The 20147-nt window shown below is 50.4% G+C and carries 25 protein-coding genes and 2 tRNA genes; 16 read left to right on the top strand and 11 right to left on the bottom strand.

Annotated features, from left to right (window positions below; genetic code table 11):
• Nucleotides 1–814: 814 nt before the first annotated feature.
• From ACFE7X_RS01280 to ACFE7X_RS01295, 4 genes are all read left to right on the top strand, one after another.
• Nucleotides 815–1315 carry a hypothetical protein gene (locus ACFE7X_RS01280; RefSeq protein WP_375433842.1) on the top strand — a complete coding sequence of 167 codons (501 nt, stop codon included), beginning with the start codon at nt 815–817 and terminating at the stop codon, nt 1313–1315.
• 23 nt (nt 1316–1338) lie between these two features.
• Nucleotides 1339–1593 carry a hypothetical protein gene (locus ACFE7X_RS01285; RefSeq protein WP_375433843.1) on the top strand — a complete coding sequence of 85 codons (255 nt, stop codon included), beginning with the start codon at nt 1339–1341 and terminating at the stop codon, nt 1591–1593.
• A gap of 7 nt (nt 1594–1600) precedes the next feature.
• Complete coding sequence (locus tag ACFE7X_RS01290; RefSeq protein WP_375433844.1) at nt 1601–2458, top strand: hypothetical protein; 858 nt, start codon at nt 1601–1603, stop codon at nt 2456–2458.
• Nucleotides 2459–2656: 198 nt separating this feature from the next.
• Nucleotides 2657–2971, top strand: coding sequence for a hypothetical protein (locus ACFE7X_RS01295; protein WP_375433845.1), 315 nt, complete (start codon nt 2657–2659; stop codon nt 2969–2971).
• A 1094-nt stretch (nt 2972–4065) separates the two neighbouring features.
• On the opposite strand, the gene ACFE7X_RS01300 is transcribed toward ACFE7X_RS01295, so the two are convergent.
• The 3 genes from ACFE7X_RS01300 to ACFE7X_RS01310 all read right to left on the bottom strand — a co-directional run bounded on the left by ACFE7X_RS01300 (nt 4066) and on the right by ACFE7X_RS01310 (nt 7584).
• Nucleotides 4066–5982 carry a hypothetical protein gene (locus ACFE7X_RS01300; protein WP_375433846.1) on the bottom strand — a complete coding sequence of 639 codons (1917 nt, stop codon included), beginning with the start codon at nt 5980–5982 and terminating at the stop codon, nt 4066–4068.
• Nucleotides 5983–6103: 121 nt separating this feature from the next.
• Nucleotides 6104–6316: a hypothetical protein gene (locus tag ACFE7X_RS01305; RefSeq protein WP_375433847.1), complete on the bottom strand. Its 213-nt coding sequence runs from the start codon at nt 6314–6316 to the stop codon at nt 6104–6106.
• A 1004-nt stretch (nt 6317–7320) separates the two neighbouring features.
• Nucleotides 7321–7584: a hypothetical protein gene (locus ACFE7X_RS01310; protein ID WP_375433848.1), complete on the bottom strand. Its 264-nt coding sequence runs from the start codon at nt 7582–7584 to the stop codon at nt 7321–7323.
• Between the two features lie 315 nt (nt 7585–7899).
• Here ACFE7X_RS01310 and ACFE7X_RS01315 point away from each other — a divergent pair, with 315 nt between their 5' ends.
• The gene (locus tag ACFE7X_RS01315; protein WP_375433849.1) at nt 7900–8031 is read left to right on the top strand and encodes a hypothetical protein; all 132 of its coding nucleotides are present in this window, start codon (nt 7900–7902) and stop codon (nt 8029–8031) included.
• Between the two features lie 23 nt (nt 8032–8054).
• Here ACFE7X_RS01315 and ACFE7X_RS01320 read toward each other — a convergent pair whose 3' ends face one another.
• On the bottom strand, nt 8055–8309 hold the full coding sequence (locus ACFE7X_RS01320) for a hypothetical protein (RefSeq protein ID WP_375433850.1): 255 nt from the start codon (nt 8307–8309) through the stop codon (nt 8055–8057).
• A 56-nt stretch (nt 8310–8365) separates the two neighbouring features.
• On the opposite strand from ACFE7X_RS01320, the gene ACFE7X_RS01325 reads away from it, so the two are divergent.
• From ACFE7X_RS01325 to ACFE7X_RS01375, 11 genes are all read left to right on the top strand, one after another.
• Nucleotides 8366–8620 (top strand): hypothetical protein, encoded by a 255-nt coding sequence (locus tag ACFE7X_RS01325; protein ID WP_375433851.1) that lies wholly within the window; start codon nt 8366–8368, stop codon nt 8618–8620.
• The gene (locus ACFE7X_RS01330; RefSeq protein ID WP_375433852.1) at nt 8621–8761 is read left to right on the top strand and encodes a hypothetical protein; all 141 of its coding nucleotides are present in this window, start codon (nt 8621–8623) and stop codon (nt 8759–8761) included.
• Between the two features lie 209 nt (nt 8762–8970).
• Entirely contained in the window at nt 8971–9276 is a 306-nt protein-coding gene (locus ACFE7X_RS01335; RefSeq protein ID WP_375433853.1) for a hypothetical protein, read from the top strand.
• A gap of 23 nt (nt 9277–9299) precedes the next feature.
• Entirely contained in the window at nt 9300–9479 is a 180-nt protein-coding gene (locus ACFE7X_RS01340; protein ID WP_375433854.1) for a hypothetical protein, read from the top strand.
• Nucleotides 9480–9592: 113 nt separating this feature from the next.
• Nucleotides 9593–10180 carry a hypothetical protein gene (locus ACFE7X_RS01345; protein WP_375433855.1) on the top strand — a complete coding sequence of 196 codons (588 nt, stop codon included), beginning with the start codon at nt 9593–9595 and terminating at the stop codon, nt 10178–10180.
• A 48-nt stretch (nt 10181–10228) separates the two neighbouring features.
• Nucleotides 10229–10531 (top strand): transposase, encoded by a 303-nt coding sequence (locus ACFE7X_RS01350; protein ID WP_375433856.1) that lies wholly within the window; start codon nt 10229–10231, stop codon nt 10529–10531.
• Nucleotides 10528–11397 (top strand): IS3 family transposase, encoded by an 870-nt coding sequence (locus ACFE7X_RS01355; protein ID WP_375433857.1) that lies wholly within the window; start codon nt 10528–10530, stop codon nt 11395–11397. The genes ACFE7X_RS01350 and ACFE7X_RS01355 overlap by 4 nt, the downstream gene beginning before the upstream one ends.
• A gap of 602 nt (nt 11398–11999) precedes the next feature.
• A complete protein-coding gene (locus ACFE7X_RS01360; protein WP_375433858.1) occupies nt 12000–12467 on the top strand; it encodes a LexA family protein in 468 nt (155 codons plus the stop codon).
• A complete protein-coding gene (locus tag ACFE7X_RS01365) occupies nt 12451–13773 on the top strand; it encodes a Y-family DNA polymerase (protein ID WP_375433859.1) in 1323 nt (440 codons plus the stop codon). Before ACFE7X_RS01360 ends, ACFE7X_RS01365 begins: the two co-directional genes overlap by 17 nt.
• 37 nt (nt 13774–13810) lie before the next feature.
• Entirely contained in the window at nt 13811–14095 is a 285-nt protein-coding gene (locus ACFE7X_RS01370) for a hypothetical protein (RefSeq protein WP_375433860.1), read from the top strand.
• A gap of 534 nt (nt 14096–14629) precedes the next feature.
• The gene (locus tag ACFE7X_RS01375) at nt 14630–14791 is read left to right on the top strand and encodes a hypothetical protein (protein WP_375433861.1); all 162 of its coding nucleotides are present in this window, start codon (nt 14630–14632) and stop codon (nt 14789–14791) included.
• Between the two features lie 184 nt (nt 14792–14975).
• On the opposite strand, the gene ACFE7X_RS01380 is transcribed toward ACFE7X_RS01375, so the two are convergent.
• From ACFE7X_RS01380 to ACFE7X_RS01410, 7 genes are all read right to left on the bottom strand, one after another.
• Complete coding sequence (locus ACFE7X_RS01380; RefSeq protein WP_375433862.1) at nt 14976–15584, bottom strand: 7-cyano-7-deazaguanine synthase; 609 nt, start codon at nt 15582–15584, stop codon at nt 14976–14978.
• A 216-nt stretch (nt 15585–15800) separates the two neighbouring features.
• Nucleotides 15801–16085: a hypothetical protein gene (locus ACFE7X_RS01385; protein ID WP_375433863.1), complete on the bottom strand. Its 285-nt coding sequence runs from the start codon at nt 16083–16085 to the stop codon at nt 15801–15803.
• Nucleotides 16086–16201: 116 nt separating this feature from the next.
• The gene (locus ACFE7X_RS01390) at nt 16202–16456 is read right to left on the bottom strand and encodes a hypothetical protein (protein ID WP_375433864.1); all 255 of its coding nucleotides are present in this window, start codon (nt 16454–16456) and stop codon (nt 16202–16204) included.
• 65 nt (nt 16457–16521) lie between these two features.
• Nucleotides 16522–17706: a PfkB family carbohydrate kinase gene (locus tag ACFE7X_RS01395; RefSeq protein WP_375433865.1), complete on the bottom strand. Its 1185-nt coding sequence runs from the start codon at nt 17704–17706 to the stop codon at nt 16522–16524.
• Between the two features lie 114 nt (nt 17707–17820).
• Nucleotides 17821–19689 carry an ATP-binding protein gene (locus ACFE7X_RS01400; RefSeq protein WP_375433866.1) on the bottom strand — a complete coding sequence of 623 codons (1869 nt, stop codon included), beginning with the start codon at nt 19687–19689 and terminating at the stop codon, nt 17821–17823.
• A gap of 166 nt (nt 19690–19855) precedes the next feature.
• Nucleotides 19856–19939: transfer RNA gene (locus ACFE7X_RS01405), tRNA-Leu, on the bottom strand.
• Between the two features lie 84 nt (nt 19940–20023).
• A tRNA-Gly gene (locus ACFE7X_RS01410) sits at nt 20024–20096 on the bottom strand.
• Nucleotides 20097–20147 lie beyond the last annotated feature (51 nt).

The following is a 20147-nucleotide window of genomic DNA, read 5'->3' on the forward strand; positions in this document are numbered from 1 at the left end:
AAAGCTACGCGGTTGATTTGCTCAGAGCAGCCCGCGCATTCACTAGTGGTTATACGCGAGGGTGAGCAATGAGAGAGAAGTCCAGTGAGCTACCTAGCCTCTATTTCACCCCCTCCCCTCAACTCGTTCCGAAACCGAAACCACAGACCGGGTAGGTCACTTTCGACACCCCCGCCCCCTTGCTGCTTTGCATTCTTAAAGCACCTCAAGGCCATTCCAACCGCTCCCCCCAAACGAAGATCGCGGCTGCCACTTTAAGAGGCGAGCACAGTCGAAAAAGACATTGCTCAGCTATATATCAAGCTAAACACGGCGCTGCCTAAGCCCATTCTTAGGGAATAATATATTTCATGAATATATGAACAATTAATTGGATTAAGTAATGTAGTTTTACCCCATGAAAGACAAGCAGTCATCTGCCCCAAAACTAAAGCCAGGCCCAAAGCCTACGCCAGTTCCTGCTGACCGCCCTAACTTGTCTGCTGAGTGGTCACACTTAAGAAGCTGGTGGGAAATCAATGGCAAGTTGTATAGTGTGAGCGAGATAGCGCGTATAGTAGGGGAAGACCCTGCAACCGTGAGCCGACTCCTACATGGCACGGGTCGTAGTGCAGCGACTGCCGAACGGCTAGATGCATTGGTAGTGGTATTAGAGAGAAAATATGTGAAGCCCAACTAAATTAATTGTTCTCAAAATCAGATACTTATAGATCAGTCATCATTTAGTTGTATCCATTTCTTGCACAGTTAAATCTGTCTGTGGAACTTAGGTACATCAGATAGCAACCCCGCTATCACTGAAATACCTAAGTATATGAAAACTACGAGCCAATCCTTTATCCCCTCCGCTGTCTTACCTACAGCCGTATCAACTCATTCTTACGCCTTCCCGACGCCTGGCGAATCAAGAGACCAAGTACTACCGCGCCCTTCCGTATGGAACGGCCAACCCGTAACGTCTCTGCTCACCAGTGAGGAGATAGCAGCAGGTTGCATTGTGTATCAGGTAGAGCGTAATGCTTTAGCGCCGCACTTACTAGACAACGATTTGATAGTAGTGCAGCCCGTGGCTAAAGAGCAATGGCGCAACCTGCAAGTAGGCAGCCATTATGTGATTATTGAGCAGATGAATGCCCAACGTTTTACGCTTGAGCCTGCTTATCTAGCCGAGCAAATTATCTGCGTCACGTCTCACACCAAGAAGAGAATCTATGGAATGGACGACATGGGCAACGGGGAGGAACAAGAGGAGGGCTTCACGCTACGCAATCTGTTCGGCGTTTACCGGGTCTGCCGCTTGATTCGTGCTGTCTAGTCACTCTATAGCCTGTTATACCGATGAACCATACCGCTATCATTACCGCCTTAGAAGCTGAAGCTCGCAACCTAGCCGCCCGCTATGGTATCCCCGCCGTGTATGTCCGGCACGAGCCAACGAATGAGCATGGGCCGTGGGCCTTATACTACCGCTTGTTGCTGCAAGAGACGTACGAGGCAGCACCGCCTATGTCAACTCCTGAAGATGCCTTAGAAGCCTTGGAGGATGCTTTCTGGCAGTACCAGCAATGCAGCCCACGCTTTTCCCTTAACTAACTTACTCATGTCAGATCAACAGCCGGCCTCTGCGCCACCTACCATCAACGACGTACGGCACGGCTGGGGCCTGTCGATTGAGGAATTAAACCAACTCTTACTAACTGAACCAGAAACGTGGGAATATTGCGAGCCCGGCAAGTTATGGGAGACCGATTACGCTGTGGTTTATCGTCATGCCCTGCATGGGTACTATCAGTGCTGGATATTCGATAAGGAGAGAGTAATGCAGTGGGTACAATTGATAATTCCTTACACAGATCGTTGGCTAGTTGACGCCTTTTTAGTCGGTAGTCACGTTTCTGGCGAGTACTACTTTTACAAGCAAGAGACGATAGACAATCCGACAGCTTCGCCTAGGCTATCTATTGAGGAAGTTGAGGATGGAATTATACTTTCCGTTATGTATAAAGAGGTGTTTGGCGATGACTATAGGCAGGCCTGCAATCTAGACCTCATACTACCTACCATCAGCACAGCACGCTATGGTTGGCGCTTGTCGATATCGGAGCTAAACGTGCTCTTATTGGCTAATCCCGAGTGGAAACAGTGCGAGCCAGCAACCACAGAAGATGGCGAGTACGTGGTAATGTACCGAAACAGAGTGCATGGTTTCTCTCAGTGCTGGGATTTCAACGCGGAAGGTAAAATGCATAGTGTTCGACTTCTGGTTTTGCCGGATGACAAATGGTTGGTAGGAGCCTTCTTAACAGGAGCCTATGAACTTGGTGACTCTTGGGTTTATCCCGAGGAAAGAATATCTTATCCAGGGGCAGAAGGACTGCAAATGTATATACAGGAGCACGTACGAATGACTGTCCTAACAGTGCGGTTTGTCGCGTTGGGTGACACAACTACCCTGTAAGCATTACTACCTCGTTAAATCTATGCAAGGGCTGCTCTTCTAATGGGCAGCCCTTTTCATGTAGAACCCAAAGGAACAATTGATTAGAAGTAATAAGCAGCAGAATATATTTGCTAGATACTGAATATCAGCACCTTATGACTTAAAATATGGTGTTAAGTGGGCAGCATATCTATACTTTTGCCTCATCACTCACTAATGTTTGCTGAATTTATGGATGTGCCGACCAGGGAAGAATTCGACAAGGCAATAGAAAGCCTCTGGCAGAAGATAAGGGAGCAAGACGTTATAATACACTTGCTAAAGGAGGGACAGAGCGAGTGGGTCAGCCAAGCGGAGGCGTGTAGATTGACTGGCAGGAGCAGGGCGTGGTTCTATGAGCGCCGCAATACCGATAGCCTTCCCATTGCCATGCAGCCGAGGACGACGGATTCGGGCCGCATATTCTACAAGCGTTCCGACTGCGTGGCTTTCGCCAGAAAGAACGCTATTGTGCCCCCTGTTTTATTATAGGTAGCATGTCTATGATGGAAGTGTATAGTAAGCAAGAGGTTGATACTTTAATCCAAGGCATTTCAAAGCAGTTGATGTCGCTTCAAAGGGAAGTTGCCATATCGAAAGCGATGCTGAATGAATGGGTACCACAGAACGAAGCCTGCCGATTAGCGGGGAGAAGCAGGTCGTGGTTTGAGAAGCAGAGGCAGTCGGGAGTATTGCCCATTGCTATGCAACCACGCACTTCTAATAGTGGGCGTATCTTTTTCTCCCGTGCGGACTGTGTTGCTTTTGGGCAACAGAACGGACACTATCCACCCGCTCACCTAATAATGCTATAGCGGACTATGGTGGAAGTTTACACAAAGAAGGAGGTAGATGACTTGCAGCAAAAGTTGTGGGAGGTCATTCACACCCTACGGCAGCAAGTCGATCTGCTAGAAGCTGGTCAATCGGATTGGGTGCCCCTAGAAGAGGCGATGCGTTTGACAGGTCGGAGCCGTAGCTGGTTCTATGAGCAGCGCGGGCTATATAAGCTCCCTATTGCTATGCTCCCCCGCACCGAAGGCAGTCGGCGCACCATGTATAGTCGAGCTGACTGCGTAGCGTATGGTCGCAGAAACAGCATATCTCCCTCAAGTTAGTTATGGTAGAAGTATACACGAAAAAGGAGGTGGATGATCTACAGCAGCGAATGTGGAACCTTCTCCAAATTTTGAAGCAGGAAGTAGAAGTGCTCAAAGCTGGTCAATCCGATTGGATAACCTTAGAAGAGGCAATAGTATTGGCCGGCAGAAGTGAGAATTGGTTTCGGATGCACCGTAACAAGGGCGACTTGCCGATTGCCTACCTGCCACGCACTGAGGGTAGTAGTCGGTATATGTATAGCCGCGCTGACTGTGTGGCCTACGGGCGTAAGCGGGCTATCCTTCCGCCGGTTGACTGGGCACCTTATGGAGGGTAGTCAATGGGCGCAAAATTGCGCTGATTAAAGAGGACAGTGCAAAATTGTTTGGTCTTTTTCAACTCCCTAAAATCTAGGGATTTGCTAGTGGTGCAGACTTTCGCCAAAACAATTTTGCATCGGCTAACTACCTTGATGCGGGCTTTAGCTAGTATAGCCCGCCGCGCCTATTATCAGCAGGAGAGGTAACACCATCGACACCAGTAGGCTTAGTGCCAGCGGCCTTGTAAATATTGCCTCCTCGTGACGGATTGCCGAACCCTAGCACGTCCTTACTGCCTACTGTCTTACTCGGCGTGGTGGGCTGGCCTTGCTGTGTTCCGTAGGGGCTTACCACTCGCCCGCCCTTGCGAGTCAGCGCCTCGATAGCACGGGTCTGTTGCTTGGTGGGCTGGCGTGGATTCCACTTGCCCCCGCTGGCCTGTTGTAGTTGGGCGTCGGTGGCTTGATTGGCTGGCGCAATCACGGATAGGCGGGATTCACTTATACCCGTGTCATACGTAGCAGCGCCCGTCGTGGTACTTGTACCCGTAGGCTTCGGTTGCCCCCCGGCTCCGTCGTTGGCCGTCTTGGTTTTATCGAGTACCGTACCCCGATATTCGGCCCGTAGCTCTGCCTTGCGGGCCTGCTCTGGTGTCAGCCGCTCGATACTACTCAATAGATAGTTGTAGGCTTCCGAATCGTTGCGAAAAGCTTCTTTGCGGCCTACCCGCTTACCATTGACGTACAGTACATAGTCGCGGCCAACAACTTGCATCGGCACTTTGCCATTACCAAGAGCAGCGCGGGTAGTCTTTCCATTTTCGCCTACTACTTCTGCCTCCCGGTTGTCGATTACTGCCTCTGCATAGGGCCTGCTTGCGCTGCCGAAACTTACTCCTACGGTCGGGTAGTGGTTTGTGGTAACAGAGGGGGTGATGCCCATTGCCTTCTTCATTTGCCCAAAGCGCCCTGTGGCCTCCGGTACATAGGTAGAGGCCTGGAAGCCAACCGTAGGTATTGCCATTACTTCGTTGGCAGGACGCTTGGGCGCTGCCTTGAGTTGTGGTGCGGCCTTCACTGGAAGAGGGCGGGAATACGTTTGTATCTCGCTTGACCGCTGATAGGCATGGGGCAACAGCAACTCGTTTAAGTAGTTGGCATATTGTTTTTGCCCCGTTTGTTCCCGTTCCACTAAGTCTTGTTCCTCTGGCGTCAGAGGCTCTAGGTTGCGCATTTTCTCTACCACAGCATTCACCTTGCCCGCATGCGCTTGCATCTGCTGGTTGATGATTCTGGAAACAAACGGGTCACGCTTGGCCGCTTCAATCACTTCCGGCCGGTCAGTACGCGGAATGCGATTGGCGGTAGCGGGGTCCAGCTTGAACGCCCCGTTCTCCACCTCGAAGAAGTTAGACTCTGCTGTGTTGCTCTGCCCAAGTCTACCCGGACGGGCAGCACTGGTTTTGGTGGACCTGTCCGCCTCGGCTAGTGAATCCAGAAAGCTGGAAGCCACCTCGTTTCGGTTGAAGGTATCCGGGTTTTCCAGTACCGTATTAAGCTTATCTGGGTTGAAGCCGGCAATAGGTAGGCGGTTGCCTTGCTCATCATCCAGGCTCTTGTACAGAGCCGTATCAACAGCAGCCGGATTGTAACGCTTATCCTTCGCGGAGAGCTGCGTAATGTCCTTGAAGCGGTTTTCGACCAGTGTAGTCCACTCCGCCTTGCTTTTGTAGTCAGCTGTCCTCTTCTCAATCTCAAGTTCCTGGGTGCCTCGGTCCATAGACGGGTTGAGTGAAATAGCTTTCATCTCGTCATATGTGCGCTTGGCAGTAGCTTGTAGTTCGGCCGTGAAGGGCAGAAAGCCCTTTGTAGTGAGGCCCATCCGCAACTTTTGCAAGTCTTGCCGCTCCCTGTTTTCCCGTTGCTGCTTGGCTGCCATTTCGGCCTGCTGATTCTTTCGGTTCAGGGCGTCTTGCTGACGGATTAGATTCAGCGGCCCGAGACCCGGCCCAAGGAGGAAGGCTTCCCCCGTACCGGCTTGACCGGCTATGAGGTTATAGTTTGGAAATGATACGCTTGCCATACCTAAAGATACGGCTTAGAACCCGCAAAAGGGGGTTTCCAAAACAGCTCATCCAAGCATACACTGATTAGGATCGAAATGTCAAACGCGCAGTAAATCAGTGCTTTTTATGGCATTGAATCTAATCCAATGCTAAATCATCCAGCTTGATATAACCAGTATAAGCCTCCAAGCAGTTACTGCTGGTAAAGGTCCGTAACTCTGTTTGCAGCACGTTGGCTACGTGGTCGTAATACAACTCCACGAAGAATTTGCCAGCCATGTAGTAGAGGATAATAGTATCTTCTTCCTCGTAGCGGATTGCCAAGTGCTGCCCTTCATTCCAAACGAGCACAATTGCTGATCGAAGGGCAGAGCGCGAAAGGCGTAGTGAGGGATAGGCATAATAAGCAGTTAGCAAAATCTAAGTATTTGTTGGTATTGTTAAATTAGTACTTAGCTCAGGGTATTTTATCAAAGTGATTCTTATATTTACTGTTCAGCTTCTCTCCCTTCTGTTCCGTCAGCTTTTATGACCCACGATTCCCGCTTTGGCCCCCAAGCACAAACTACTGAGCAGCGGGCCACCGTCCTAAAGAAGATGGAAGCGGTTTGTCCCGGACTCTTTACTAAGGCGTCGGCCTACACTCTTCAACTGTACGGACGTTACGTCAAGGGAGAATTGAGTTGGGGAGAAGTGCGGGCGTTACGCGGAATTCACGAGAAATCTGCCCAACTGCCGAAATAGCCAGATGCTGGTTATTAAAACAAAATATAAGCTCAACTGTATCTATATTTTCCAATAGATATGGTTATGAGGAGAGAGTACCCCTTTTACTCCTTGGTGAGGGGTATCGGGGTGGTTGATGCCTACCACAGCCATTCGGCCTGCCAAATTGGGCAGAGCATCGAGCCCTGCTACCGACTCAGTGGAATGCCCGAGGACTGGCCGGAATGCGTCTGTTGCCTCACGCACTGGGAAGCTGGCACTAAGCACACAACGCCTCATTATCCGGCTTTTCCAAGCAGTTCAGTACTTGGTCCAGGGTTAAGTCACCGTGCACGAAGCGTTCCAGCAGCAACATCTCGCGTTCGGATGGGGCTAAAGCAGTTCCCTCGGTGAAACGGAGCGCGGCAGTAACAGCGTGCTGTCGGCCCTGAACGGTCGCCAGTAAGGAAGGTGGTTGCAGGTTCGCCATCTAGCAGAAATCCGAGAAGAAACAGAAATTATGCAGTAAAAATATTGTTCCCAGACGATGTAAGCAAGCTCAGCTACAGAACTTTACCCTGTCACACCGTTCATTGAGTAGAAGCATGGACGGAGCAAATTTGCAGGGTTGCGTCAGTTTAAGCGTCTTGTTAAGCAGGCATCCACCCCACCGCCTGTAGCAACCGCTCAAAAAATGCCTCGTCCGGGCAGCAGCCATCAAATACCGTAACCGCGCCGCGCTGATAGTCGAGCAAGCGTAAACGGCCATGCGCGGGGTGCAGGTGCACGGAACGGCGGATGAAAAGACCGCGCCCATAGGCCTGCTTACTGGTATACATAATCCGCTTGATTGCCCTGGAGGACTTGGTAAAGCCGAGGCTTTCTAATTTTTCGGGCGAAGGGAGATAGCTCATTTCCAGTTTGGTTCGCTGGGCATTCCGTCGTAGGCGTGCAACATAGCACCTTTTCGTAATAACCACCCGCTCGGGGAAGCTCAACTGCCCGTGGTAGTCATGCCAGCGGGAGCACTGCTGGACGGTAAATCAGCCACCCAAAACACCCCTTTTACTCAGTTAAATAACGCGGGCACAGGGAGTAGCTAGTACAGCAACTGGCTGAAAAAGAGCCAGATTCTTGATCGCCACGTCGGAAGGAGATATCTTGTCTCAATCAGCTAGCGAACGCCTAAACGCCGGTCTGCCGGTCGGGCTTTTAGGACGGTTATCCTTATGCGTTATTTCCACGAGAAGAAAGAACTACTCAAAGAGCACTTGGCCCGCTTGATTGCCACCCTCATCCTATTGAGCATGGGCTGGTGCGCCCTGCATGCGTGGCGCTGGCTGATCTCGCTACTGAAGTGAGGCTTCGGCTTGGAGGCTCCACTTCACAGGTTCGGCAGGCGTATCCAAGCTAGGTACGTTTCGAGCGGCGCGGTGCTGACGAAGGAGTGGCAGCGGTGAGCCTGGTAGATGAGGTCGTCGTAATAGACCTCGACAAAGAAAGTGTCCATATAGTAGAGACTAAACCGGTTGCCCTCTTCGTCAAACCGTTTCGCTAAGAACGTGCCCTGCATTAACGTTAACGTGAGTTGCGTCTTCTCCCGAAGCTGGTTGAAGGCATTGAAGGAAAGCAGGGCCATCGTCCAAGAAACGAAAAAGTTTTGATGTGTGTCGGGGCTTTTTCGTATTCTTAGGTATGGCTATTCCGTCCTTCTACGCCTTCAACCGCCTAGACCTGACAGAGCAATTAGCCATTGTCTTCATGGAAGGCACCTACTTAGCTATGCGCTATGGGGAGAAAGAGGACCGTATTAACCTTTATCACATGGGCAGCTTCTTCGCCGAGGTATATTATGATCCAGAGATAAACTACCTACATCGCTGCCACGCCTTCGTCAGTACGGCCCCACTCGAAGCTTATACCGATCAGATTAAGCTACCCAACCTCTAAATGGCCACTGACAAACCCGACTGGCCCACCGGCTTCAACCGCTTCCGGGCACCACTGCTCCACAATGACCCCGGCGAAGACCACCAGCACCCAGCCCTGATAACGGTGGCCTACCCAGATGGGTGTGGAAGTTCGGGCTAGTGGCAGCGGCCCTCGCGTTGTGGGGATGGCTCAGTTGGGGCTAATGCCATACCTCCGTTCATTGCGATGCTCTTCCTACAAAGCCTCCTGCTGCACTCATTTCTTAACCTCGTCTACTAGCCTCAGAGAGCAGAAACGGCTAAACTTGTCTTCTAATGGGGGCGAATCACGTAGTAACCGGAGAGGAATTTGCCGTGCTCCTCTGCCGTTTGAGAGTTGAGCAGCCGGAGCGTAGCGTCTACTTCCACACCAACATCGTTACTAACCGGTACTACCTACTGAGTGAGGATAAGAGCGTTCTTGCTGAAACCGACTACGACACGGCGGCCTTCTATACCCTCGCCTATCGAGCCAAGATTGCTGCCATTGAGGGCGATGATTTCTATGTTATTCTTCTCCTGAAGGCCCTCGATGATACGAGCGGAGTTCAGGATGCGGAATTCGCCTTGGAGATTATGAAGTATATATCCGCGCCCCTACCCCGGAAGCAACGCGGTAAGCGAGGGAAGAAGTAACTAATTATTGAATAAATAAGACTATGAACGATTACTATGGTGGCGGTTGGTCGGCCCAAAAGATACGCGTCTATTTTTGGCTCCTGTTAGTTGCCATGCTTGTGACTGCCATGCTACACCGGGCTGGTATTATTGATATAGAAAAACCGAAATCAGCGCAGCAGGTGGAACGGGAGCGGCAGACGGGGCAATGGGATCATTAGTAATCAATTATCTTATTCAGGCGATGCTACAGGTACCACTTCAACTTGTTTGAAAAAAGGGGCAAGCGTTGGGAGAACTCAAGATCTAAACTGTCCTTAACAAGGAACTACCGATGAGAAAGCTTCTGATATTGGTGAGTTTGCTGACTTCGCTGACTTGTTTAGGACAAGGAGATAGCACTAAATCTGATGTGCTAAGTCAAAAATTAATTAAAGCGCAAACTGACTACTACTTAAATCAGACCAAGGAAAAGTCTGAAATAGCGTCCATCTTATCGAGTTTGTTAGGAACTCTGTTAGGAGCAGGGCTAGCGCTCTTAGGAGTGCGATGGTCCACTAATCGGCAATGGGAACTGGAAAAGGATAAGTGGAATCAAACGCAAGCATTGGAAAGGGAGAAGTGGGAAAAAGCGTTAGAGCACGAATCAATTAATGAGGTAAGGATTGCGGCGGCTACATTGGCAAAAATACTAGCCGCTCAAAATCAAGCCATAATGTGGTTGACATGGATTGGTCTGCATGAGCCGAAGGTGTTTTCCACTAATGACATTGCTAACTATAACGCCGATATGAAAAAGCTTTTCAGAGAAGAGGTCGTTGCCGAAGCATATCTAGCCGCTCTACAGCCAGGTCTCTATATAGAGATGGGATTGCTCGCCAAGCAAGTTTCCTCAATTGATTATCAGGTGACTGTTGCATGAGGTGGTCGAGTAAAAACAGACAGTGTGAAGTCTTATCTTCCACTGCCCATGCCCGACAAAATACTTCCGAGCGGCTCGCCGCTGACCCGCAAAAAATACACGCCTGCCTTTAAAGCCGAGTGCGTGCGCCAGGTGACCGCCGGGGCCCGGCAAACCGACGTGGCCCGCGCCCAGGGCCTGTCACCCGCCTTGCTGGGCCGCTGGCAGCGCCAGGCGTTAGCCGAAGCCGTGCCTAGTAGTGCGGAGCGCGAAGAGGTGAAGCGCTTGCGCGCCGAGCTCAAACGCGTGGAGCAAGAGCGTGATATTTTAAAAAAAGTCGTGACCATCTTTGCGCAACCGCCTCAGTTATGAGCCGTTACCACTTCATTGAGCAGGTGGCGGCTGCCGAGCCGGTGCAGGTGCTTTGCCGCGTGCTGGAAGTCAGTGTCGCAGGCTATTACCAGTGGCGGAGCCGAGCAGCGCGCCCGCTGCCCAGCTGGGAGCCGGCGGCCACCGCCGCCTTTTCACGCCATGCCCAGCGCTACGGCACCCGCCGCTTGCGGGCAGAATTACGCGCTGAAGGACACGCCGTTGGGCGCTATGCCTTGCGCACCTGGCTGCGCCGGCGCGGCTTGCGCGCGCTCAGCACGCGGCCACAGCGCCCGCGTACCACCGTTGCCGACCCAGCAACTATTGTGGCGGAAAACCTGCTTCTCGGTCAACCTGCCCCTACTGCCCCGAATCAGGTGTGGGTTGGCGACATCACCTACCTGCCTCTAGTGGGCAGGCGCTGGTGCTATCTGGCGACCTGGCGTGATACCTATTCGCGGCGTGTAGTCGGCTGGCACCTCGACCAGCAGATGCCCACTGAACTAGTGCTCGCCGCCCTGAAGCAGGCCCTGACGTTGCGCCAACCGGCTCCTGGTCTAGTTATCCACGCCGACCGCGGCAGTCAATACACTAGCGCGGCGTGCCGGGCGCGCATCGAAAAAGCCCAGGCACTGGCCAGCTATAGCCGGCCGGGTAACCCCTACGATAATGCCCAGGCCGAGGCTGGGTGGAGCACGCTCAAAACGGACTTGTTGCCGTACGGCGGCGCGTTTGCCAGTCTCGAAGAAGCCCGGCTAGAGGTCGCCTACTACCTCGATACGTATTTTAATCTCGACCGGCGCCACTCCGCGCTCGGCTACCGCTCCCCGCACCAATTTGAACGCGACTTTCAACTCCGCTTATCTTAGCGCACTGTCTGTTTTTACTCGACCACCCCAGCAAATCAACAATTTAAGGAAGCAAAAGACGATGAGGCTAGGCTGAGCGCTGCTGTTGCGGTAGGAAGTCTTTATGAGACTGCAAAGCAATTTTATGATAGTATGCCAACGAATCTTGGAAATATATTGCCAGCAAAACCAAGTGATAGGTCATTACAGAAAGGAGGATTATTATAGACCTTGCCGACTGCTTAATCTGTACTCTGTTTATTTATTGCTCCATTTAAGAAGTGCTCATAAGTTAATTTTTAATGCATTATCAGTTCTCCATTTGCCAACATTATTGGCTTAGTTATGATAATCAAATACGTATCCTTATAGCTTACCAATTGGCGCAAAATTGCGCCGATTAATCCCAGTAGCTTACTTGTCTGGCAGTAAAGAGAAATGATATAGCCTGGAATCGACGTTTACATGCTTTGCGCTTGAGCCTCTTATAAACAACGTATAATATTATATGAATTTGTACATATTATTACAACAACTCTTGTATATTACAACTTTATTAGAATTTTTTTGGCTAACTAATTTAGTAACGCGTATACTTGCAGCACACCTCTTGCTGTCCTGCTATGTGCCAACTCGTTCTCTTGCCCGTTACCCGCCAGCCCCTGTGGCTGCTGTTCTTTGATTCCTTGGTTCCGGCTGGCTTTCCCTCGCCTGCCGAAGACCACCGGGGCATCAAGCTCGACTTAAACCGCCTGCTACTGCCGCACCCCGATTCCACCTACCTCGTGCGGGTGATGGGCGATAGTATGACGGGTGGGGACTCTGGCATCCGGGATGGAGCACTGCTGGCCGTGGACTGCCATTTGCAGTATCAACCCGACGACGTAGTCATTGCCGTGGTGGAAGGCGAGTTCACCGTCAAGCGGCTGGTCCAGCGTGGGCCGGATTCATGGTGGCTCGTGCCGGATAATCCCTCCTACCCCGAAATCCAGATTACGGAGCCTGATTCGTTCGACGTGTGGGGCGTGGTCACGCACGTAGTCACGGAAACCCGGCGCGGCCGCCAATCGAGCTATGTTCGCGTTAGTTGATTGCAACAACTTCTACGTGAGCTGCGAGCGGGCCTTCCAACCCCATCTCGAAGGCCAGCCAGTAGTGGTCCTAAGCAACAACGACGGCTGTTTGATTTCTCGCTCCGCAGAAGCCAAAGCGTTGGGCCTGCGCATGGGCGAACCGTACTTCAAGGTCAAGGATCAGTTGCAGCGCCACAACGTGCGGGTATTCTCCTCGAACTACGCCCTCTACGGGGATATGTCGGGGCGTGTCATGCATTACCTGAGTTCGATGGTACCCGAAGTAGAGGTGTATTCCATCGATGAGGCCTTCCTGGACTTGCGCGGCATGGAACGCTACCACGGCAACCTAGCGACCTTTGCTCAGACCATTCGCCAGCAGGTACGCAAGCGCACCCATATTCCCGTCTGTATCGGCATTGCCCCCACCAAGACCCTAGCCAAGCTAGCCAATCGCGTCGCCAAGAAGGTACCCGCTCTGAACGGCGTGCTGTACCTCGACTCCGAGCAAAGACGGCAGTGGGCGTTGGCGCAAGTGCCGGTGGAGGACGTGTGGGGCATCGGGCAGCAGTACGCGGCTAAACTGCATGCGCATGGCATTACCACGGCGGCACACCTAGCGGCCGTGTCGGAAGGGTGGGCACGGAAGCACTTAGGTGGGGTAGTGGGAGCAAGGCTCGTGCGGGAACTGCAAGGCGTGCCCTGTTTGACCCTGGCGCCAAGCGAAGATGGCACGTTGTCGCGCCAAATCATCGCCTGTACCCGCACCTTCGGCAAGCCTTTGTCTGCTTACCCCGACGTGTTAGGGGCCGTAGCAGCCTTTACCACGCGGGCTGCGGAGAAGCTACGACGGCAAGACTCCGCTGTGAACATGCTCACGGTCTTTATCAGCAAAAACCGCTTTGGCACCGAGCCGCCGCCCTACACTTTCTCTACTACACTTAATCTGCCGGTGGCGACCAGTGACACGGCAGAACTCATACGCTATGCCCGCACGGCATTGAAGCGCCTGTGGCTACCCAATACGCAATTCAAGAAGGCCGGAGTAGTCTTTGATGGGCTGGAAGTAGCCGGACAGCAGCAACTCAGCCTATTCGAGCCCACTGCTAAGATTAAGCAGCGGGACCGACTAATGGCCGACCTCGACAAGCTCAATACCCGCTATGGTACGGGGACTGTAAGCTTTGCTATAGCGCGTGTCTACAAAAGTTCAGAAGGAGCGGAGTGGGCCGGCCGCAAGCAACAGCGCACCCCCGCCTATACCACTGACTTTAAAGAGTTGTGGCACATCAACATGGACGGCCCTCGCCTACCTCGCATCTAGTAGCCTAATTACCTGTCACTGCTTACCCTTAACTGCTATGGAGTCGAATGCTCGCTTTGTCTTAGGTGCCCATGTGGAAGATGCGACGGCGGACCCCGTGGTGTTTCACTTTCAACGTGACTTGTTCGATGAACAGCCCGCGCAAGTATCTATCTCCCGCAATGCTTGGCATTTGCTTGGCCCTTCGCAGGCCGCTGGTTATATCGTGGATCGCTATCTGATTGAGAACCCCGAAGAGGAGCAACGAGTGGGTAGGGAGGTGGTGACGTATTGTGTGCGTAATGCTTTGGGACTGACAGATTCAAGCGTAGCAGATCTATAGAGTCTGCATGAAGCCGATTGCCTAGGGCCAACTCAAGCAATAACAGTTTGATTATGATATACTAATACGTATTCTTATAGTCTATTCAATGGACGCAAAATTGCGCCGATTAAAACCCTATCCACAGATGAAAAAGACATTACTCTTTGCCATCATTGCCTTACTATGTTACTCGGCCAATGCACAAACCAAGAAGGATGGGACACCGGATATGCGTTATAGCGCGAACAAAGCAGCCTACTCCGCACCTGTTCAAACCTATTCGGCTCCCTCAACCTCTAGCTACTCGGCTCCTGTCTACAGTGGTAGCACCCACACCGAAAGTCATGAGGGTACATACGTAGGGCAGCAAGACCCCAAGACCCATAAAGGAGGCCGCTATGTGAATCCAGTTACTGGGAGGAACCAGTATGGCAAGCATAAAAAAGTGCAGTATTAGACCAGTAAAAATTGGCAACAGTAAAGTCTGTTTGAGTTAGTACCAGCAGGTACAATAGAAAATTGTTCGCTTAACCAGCATTAATAAACAGAACAATGGCTAAAAATGAAAAGACCTCAAAAACGGTCGCGAAAAAAGCTTCAGAACTCTTAAGCAATCCTAAGACCTCAGCTAAAGTGAAGAGTGTTGCGGCTTCCGCTCTGGCTCAAGCAGCTGACAAAAAAAGTCCTCGCCCACTAAGAAGAAATAACAAATAAAAAGCCCTGTCTCAAAACGGAGCTTTTTATACATTCTATAATGTGTTTGGTGGACTTTATGGTTATAGTAAGTAAGCGGAGTAAGAGACGAAAGTGCAGGTCGTTTGTCTGCTTTGTGGAAAGCTTATCGAGCTGCCTCCTAGGCAGATAACAGAAAGAATATCAGGGTGAAGTGTTGTAAAAATCAGTATTGCAACCCCTCAGACCTATACAACTCCTGCATAGAGGCTCGGTATTTCTGGCAGCCGCCACATTCTCCGCAGGTGAGGTTTGCCTTCTGACAGGAGTGCGCATAACACAGCAACGAGCGTGGTATGCCAGAAGCTTTTACCAACTCAACGGTGGATAGTGCTATGGCAGGTGCCGTGATTCTGAGCTCATTTTCTTGGAAGCTCATGAGCTGGTTCATGAGGCTAATAAATTTTTCGTGCCCGTCCCTGTGAGAGGAGCGATCGGAAGCTACGGTGCCAATCATCAGTTCTGCTACCTCATAACTACTGAGCCTCATAGCAGCTAGGGTAATAAGTAATTGGTTGCGGTAAGGCCACCATTCCGGCGTGGGAGCCTTAAGTAGTGGCGCACTGTTCGCCAGCTCGCCGCTGCCGAGGGCCCGACAATCAACCTGAACAATTTCATGTTGTGTCCCAAGGGCCTCCGCCACTGCTCTAGAAGCCTGAATTTCAGCTTGCGCGGGCACTTGTCCATAATCAACAGTAACGACGATATCTGGTCTTTTCCAATATGCTAAGGCAATAGAATCCATGCCGCCCGAGAGCAGTAAGGCTAATTTCATAGTGTGCGAGGTAAAGAATTATATGCAGAAGGACCTATTATGAAGCATTCTGTACTCGCACTTCGAATGCTCCACCATCAACTACTAAGACAACAGCTACAAAACGGTAGCCTTGACGAATACACTTCACTAGTCGACTGGCTTCTTTTGTAATAGTGCCGCAAACTTCATCGTTATCATTCATCACCAATGGTCTGCTACCATCAGACTTAATAATTAAAGGTTGACCAAGACTAGTCTTCTGGATGGCTGGAATGTTGGGATTTGATACAGTGGTTCTGAAGTTAACATTTTCACAGGATTCTTCGCTAGTTGGTCCTCCACTAGTACTACCGCCGCCGCCAGCACCACTGCCCCCTCCTGCACTGCCACTGCTGCCAGCACCACTACCATCGGTAGCGCCGCTACCGCCAGTAGTGGTGCTTCCACCAGTGTTGGTACTACCGCTACTTCCGCTAGAGTATCCACCACCGCCTCCACCGCCTGATGTTGTAGTTGCAACAGCTCTGGAATTACTGCCAGCAGTAGATCCAGAGCTGTTAGAATCGCCAGAGTCAATATACCTCTTATTGTTTCCCATGGTAAGCTTAACTATATGCTAATTGAATGAATTACTATTATTTCAAAAAGGCAACAGTAGTACCTTCATCTGATTCGCTGCTGGATAGAGCCTGCTGTACATCACGTTGCATGCGGTTGAGAAAGTCACGCACCCAGTGGCGGCCATCGGTGTTGCGCCACCGGCCAAACCAGCTTTCTGTGCCTTCATCCAAGTAAATCAAGACTGCACCATCACACTGAAAGCGCTTGACGAATTCTTTAAGCACTTCTTCGTCGGTGAGGTTGTGGGCGGAGAGTAATTGCTTTGCCATTGGGTAGATAGTATATCGCAAAGTACAAGTACATATTGGAATAAGTATGCGCTTGGTAATATTCTCTACCAAGAAGCCTTATAAATAGCCGTTGTTAGATCATGCGTTATTATGCAGCCAGTTCCTAAGAACATGGTAAGGTCATGCACACGGGAATTGATACTATAGGCTATCACTTTTTTACCTAGCGCCTTTGCATATCCAACTTCGAATACGGTGCCTGGGTCAAAGCCTTCTAAGAGAGCAAATACAGTGTCACAATCTTCGATAGCCGCAATATCTTGAGGAACAACGTGTTCGGCCTCGCCCATGCCAATGTCGTGATAAGGCGAGAGAACCCTGTTGCCGAATTCTAATAACCTATCCCGGCACTCAGCAATCATCCAGCGATCAGCCGGATTGAAAAATGGTGCGGCTAAGTAAATCTTTTTTGGCGCTTTGCTAGGAGATATAGCCGCAAAATCCTCGTCGGGCTCTGCCGGAAGAGGCAGGTATTTAAATTGGCAGTATTGCGCCGTAAGGCGCGAGGCAAGCAATGCCGCTTCGGCTGCTGGGCGCTGCTCGTGTAGCCACTTCCAAGCAAACACAGCTGAAAAAATATCGCCGGAGCCAATAGAGAAAACAGAGCGGGTTTCGAAGGCAGGTATAGTCAGCACACCTGAAGGCTCAATAACCAATGCACCGTACGCGCCATTCTTGATTACCACTACATCGGCCCCTTCGCTAGCAAGTAAGCTTTGCCCAACAAGCGCTAAGTCATTCGCATCAGGTTGTCCATAAAGATGACGTGCCTCACGGCTATTGAGTACTAGCGCTAAGTGTTCCGCTGTGGAACCAGTACTTCTGAAGGAAATAGGGTCTCCTGATTGAGGATCATATACCACTCGCTTTCCTTTCACTGCTATGGAGGCTTCGATTAAGCTAAAGAGCAAGATATTGTCGTCTACGACTTCTGGCAGAATCTTCCTTGGCTGTTTAAACTCGGCAGAGAAATAATGTTGTAGCGAAAGAGGGTAAGTGTACTCAAATGTAACGGTCTGCTCAACAGGTATTGCAGTTAAACCAATACTGTACATCGAGCATACAGCTTCCAAATTTTCTTTATCCTGCGGCCCTACGCAAGTGACAAGCCGTATAGATGGAACATGGGTGGACAATGCCTCTGCTGCACGAAAGCCTGAACCATGTAGTTCATTCCAGTGTGGATCGTGGCATATTTCGCGGTACGTTCCACCAACAATAGTTAGCATACTATTCAATTCTTAAGATTAATACTTGGTACTCAGCGTTATCCTAGCGGACTACCTTTGCCTCAAATACATGACTGGCTACTCGGATTGAAGGAGCAGAATATTCAATTCATGTTAACTCTTTGTAGCGCAATAAGCCTGGTCTGGATGGTTAGGCATATCAGGAATCGTATAACTAAGTTTGCCTTGCTGCATCAAAGGTTTGACGAAACCAGTGAACAAATAACCTATTGAGCGACCTAGTATTTGGTGTAATTCACGCAGTGTAAACGGTTGATACGCGCACAAATCCAATACTACACCTGATAATGCTTCACGATTGTTACTCCTAGAGCCTAAGGCAGTAATACGTTTTTTCAAGCTAATAGGTAAGGTAGCTTCTACACTAAGGGGCAGGGGTTCTACATTAGGAGCCAGGGGTTCTACACTAAGGGCCGAAGCTTCTACACTAAGTACTACAGGTTCTACACTAAGTACTACAGGTTCTACACTAAGAGGAGTAGCTAGCCTTGCAATGAGAACTGGTCCAGGCACGTAATAGGTGGCTCGTCCTTTACCTTGTTGCTTTAAAACGTTGCCATCTCGAAGAGCACGAAGTTCAGCACTAGCCCGATAAGGATCACACCCATTTAATTGCCGAAAAACCAAGTTGTCTACGGCACCTACTTCACGCAGAAATATCAGTGCTTTCTTTTGATTATCACTCAGATCATAACCTTGGAAGTGTCGCAGCCAACGCAAGTCCTCTTCATTGAGAAAGTGATGCAGTAGCAAACGTGTAGTAAACTGATCAGCGGAGTGATTTGATTCAAAGGTGGGGGGGACCATGCCAGCGGTATCCATTAATCGACGCATGGTACGGATTCCGCTACCCTTTGTCTCCGCCAGGTTGGTGTCATGAAAAACGGCTGCTATAAATGGATTGCGAGGTCTGGATCCTGGTTCGCCTAGTTGGTCTTCGGGTTTAAGAGAATACCCCGGATTAATTATTTCTATTCTATTATTGTACCTAATAACTTGGACTGGTTGAGTATGAAGCCGGTATGAACGGTGCATAAGGGCATTCACAAGAGCCTCTCGTAAAACCCTTCCTGGTAATCCCACAGATTCTGCTTGTATCTGCCCCTCGGGTAATAAGAAGCCCCGTGGTAAGTCCTCAGCTACAGCGCTAGCTAATCGGGATACCAACGAGAGCAATGAGCCGCGCATGTCAGTAGTTGTAAAACGAGCATCTGGATCACTTACCCACTCAGTACCTTGCACGCGAATATAATCTACGCGCAACATCGGCAGTAAACGTCGTAATGCGGCTCGCGCACCAAACAGGAGAAGCCCAGCATAAGTCAACTCACCAGCAGCGGTAAGACACCCGAGGGATCGCAATAAATCTTGGGGAGAGTATGACAACTCTTCAGCACTAGCATTAACACGCAACCTCAGTGTCCGGTATAATTCTATTGCCTGTTCGTCCACGTCACCCCAAGCACTTCCGCGCACAGCTTGCCCGTCAAAGCTTTCACGACTACCATAAAAGGCAACCATGTCATCTTCAGTACAGTGTTGATCTGTTGAGCCAATGCGACGGAAGGCTCCCTTTGGTAATCCATCCCTCTTAAAGAACAGTGGTTTCTGTCCGTCGGGTAATTCTGGAACCCATATACTGAGTACATTCTTGCCATTTACAGACTCTACTGCAATATCAGGCCGTACAGGTTGATTGAACATCTGCGCGCACTGACTGGCTAAGTCTCGCTGCAATTTATCAGGGTCGCTAATACCTACTATCTCATAAGTTTGAAACAGAGTTCCTACTGCTTCTGCTACGCCCAACAATATGTGACCTCCACCTAAGCCTGGTTCGTTCGAAAAGGAACATACCGTTTCCATCACTGAATAGTCGATTGCTCGCCCACGCTTAACCTCTAGACTAGTGGTTTCATCCGTTTGGTTTAAGCGTTTGATTAAGCTAACGATAGATTCCATATGAGGACAATTCAACAATTATTTGGCTACAAGTAAATTTACTTGGTGTTCAACCATGAACAGCTTCTGTGGATAACATTTACAAATATTAATCAGCCATCAGTACCCCATGTTGTACCCCAAGCAAATAAAAACCCCCTTCACGCAATGTAAAGGGGGTTTTTAGTACCAGAGACGGGAATCGAACCCGTACGCTCGTGAAAGCAAGGGATTTTAAGTCCCTCGTGTCTACCAGTTCCACCACTCCGGCATTTTGGTAGCTGCGCAAAGGTATAAGACCTAACCTAAGCTGCCAAAAACAAAAAGAGGATGTTGCGGGGCAACATCCTCTTTGAGCGGGAGACGAGGTTCGAACTCGCGACCTCGACCTTGGCAAGGTCGCGCTCTACCAACTGAGCTACTCTCGCTTGAGTCAGCCACCGTAGTGGCGTTTTGGTGTGACAAAGGTACTACAGGAA

The sequence above is a fragment of the uncultured Hymenobacter sp. genome (genome assembly GCF_964242765.1).
In the GTDB taxonomy this organism is placed as follows: domain Bacteria; phylum Bacteroidota; class Bacteroidia; order Cytophagales; family Hymenobacteraceae; genus Hymenobacter.